Source organism: Stenotrophomonas sp. P5_A8 (genome assembly GCF_056400545.1).
Genome location: NZ_JBFULB010000479.1, coordinates 1 through 2,078 on the forward strand (window position 1 = coordinate 1; position 2,078 = coordinate 2,078).

Below are 2,078 nucleotides of genomic sequence, written 5' to 3' on the forward strand. Positions count from 1 at the left end.
GTGTGTCGGCATACCCAAAGGCAGCCACCCATGGGGTGGCTCTACCGGTGGTCGGCAACCGTTTTGGCGGCCAGCACCCGGTACAGCTGATCCAGCGCCTCCACCTTGGCCTGCAGATGCTCCGGCTGCCCGTCATTGACCACCACGTCATCGGCCAGCGCCAGGCGCGCCTCGCGGCCGGCCTGGGCGGCGATCATCCGGTCGGCCAGTTCGGCGGTGATGCCATCGCGCTGCAGCAGGCGTGCGTGCTGCACGGCCACGGGCACATCGATCACCAGGATGCGGTCCAGCCACGGGTACTGTTGGCGGCCGCCGGCTTCGGTCAGCAGCGGGATGGCGGCAACCGCATACGGGCCGTCGGCCTGCTTGCAGGTGTCACGTAGCAGTTGGCGGATGGCCGGGTGGGTGATCGCTTCCAGTGCCTGACGGTCCTGCGCGGAGGCGAAGATGCGCTCGCGCAGGGTGGCCCGGTCCAGGTTTCCATCGGTCAGCAGGATGCTATCGCCGAAGTGCGCCGCGATACGCTCTAGGCCGTCGCTGCCGGGGGCAACCACGGCGCGTGCTGCGACGTCGGCGTCCGCCACGGTAATGCCCAAATCTTCGAAGCGGCGACTCAGCTCGCTTTTGCCGGCGGCGATACCGCCGGTCAAGCCGATGATGTAATGAGACATCGGCCGGCCCTCAGCGTAGGCCGGCAAAGCCCATATAGGCGTTGATCAACTGCTCGCCCCACATGAACACGATCCAGCCCGCAACCGCCAGATAAGGTCCGAACGGGATAGGGGTGGCACGATCGCGACCGCGCGAATACAGCCAGACCGAGCCGATGATCGCGCCCACGATCGAGGACAGCAGGATGATCGGCAGGATGCCTTTCAGCCCGCACCAGGCGCCGAGCGCGGCCAGCAATTTGAAATCGCCATGCCCCATGCCCTCCTTGCCGGTGATCTGCTTGAACAGCCACCACACCGACCAGAGCGACAGATAGCCGGCCAGCGCGCCCAGCAGGGCGGGTTTGGCGGGCATGTACAGGTTGTCGCTGGCCGCGATCAGGCCCAACCACATCAGTGGCAGGGTCAACTGGTCCGGAAGCAATTGGGTCCGCAGATCGATCCCGGACAGGGCGACCAGGAAGCAGCTCAGCACGATCGCGCCGAAGCCCTGCCAACCGAAGCCGAACTGCCAGACGCTGGCCAGCACCAGCAGGGCGGTGACCAGCTCCACCAGTGGGTACTGGATGGAGATCGGGGCGTGGCAATGCCGGCACTTGCCGCGCAGGACCAGCCAACTGAACAGCGGGATGTTCTCGAACCAGGCCAACTTGTGCTTGCAGTGCGGGCAGTGCGACGGCTCCACCACGATCCCCGGCGGCGGCGGCTCGTAGATGTCCGGCTCTTCGAGCACTTCGCGGGCGTCGCGCTTCCACTGCCAGTCCAGCCGCTTGGGCAGACGCAGGATGACTACGTTGAGGAAGCTGCCCAGGAGCAGTCCCAGACCGGCCGCGGCGGGATAGCCGAGACCGGGATGCTGGTCGAGAAATGCCATTGTTACCTTAGCCGACGACGGCGCCGAGTTTGAAGATGGGCAGGTACATGCCGATGACCATGCCGCCGACGATGGTACCAATGAACACCATGATCATCGGCTCCAGCAGGCTGCTGAGGGCATCAACGGCGTTGTTGACCTCCTGCTCGTAGTACTCGGCCACCTTGAACAGCATGGTGTCCAAGGCGCCGGCTTCTTCGCCGATGGCGGTCATCTGCACCACCATGTGCGGGAACAAGTTGACCTGTTTCATAGCCATGTTGACTGGGTAACCGACCGACACGTCATCACGCATGCGCAGCACTGCCTCTTCATACACCTTGTTACCGGTGGCACCAGCAACAATGCCCAGAGCTTCGACCAGCGGCACACCAGCCTTGAACGTCACGGCGGTAGTGCGGGCGAAGCGGGCGATGGCGCTGTTGTTCATGATCTGGCCGATGACAGGCACCTTCAGGATCAGGCGATCCATGGTGTGTTGCTTCGACGGGGATCGCTTGTAGGCGTAGATGAACCCATCGATAGAGCCGCCC

At 64.3% G+C, this 2,078-nt stretch carries 3 protein-coding genes; all 3 read right to left on the reverse strand.

What is annotated here, in order from left to right:
• Positions 1-41 precede the first annotated feature (41 nt).
• Positions 42-671 (reverse strand): dephospho-CoA kinase, encoded by a 630-nt coding sequence (gene coaE, locus AC1DQP_RS19800; RefSeq protein ID WP_478052339.1) that lies wholly within the window; start codon positions 669-671, stop codon positions 42-44.
• 10 nt (positions 672-681) lie between these two features.
• On the reverse strand, positions 682-1,545 hold the full coding sequence (locus AC1DQP_RS19805) for a prepilin peptidase (RefSeq protein WP_478052340.1): 864 nt from the start codon (positions 1,543-1,545) through the stop codon (positions 682-684).
• Between the two features lie 7 nt (positions 1,546-1,552).
• Positions 1,553-2,078: type II secretion system F family protein (locus tag AC1DQP_RS19810; RefSeq protein WP_478052341.1), on the reverse strand; the 526-nt coding region annotated here is incomplete at its 5' end.

Bases quoted from the DNA above. Each gene is read 5' to 3' on its own strand.
- coaE (WP_478052339.1), bottom strand. From the start codon at position 671: ATGTCTCATTACATCATCGGCTTGACCGGCGGTATCGCCGCCGGCAAA.
- AC1DQP_RS19805 (WP_478052340.1), bottom strand. From the start codon at position 1,545: ATGGCATTTCTCGACCAGCATCCCGGTCTCGGCTATCCCGCCGCGGCC.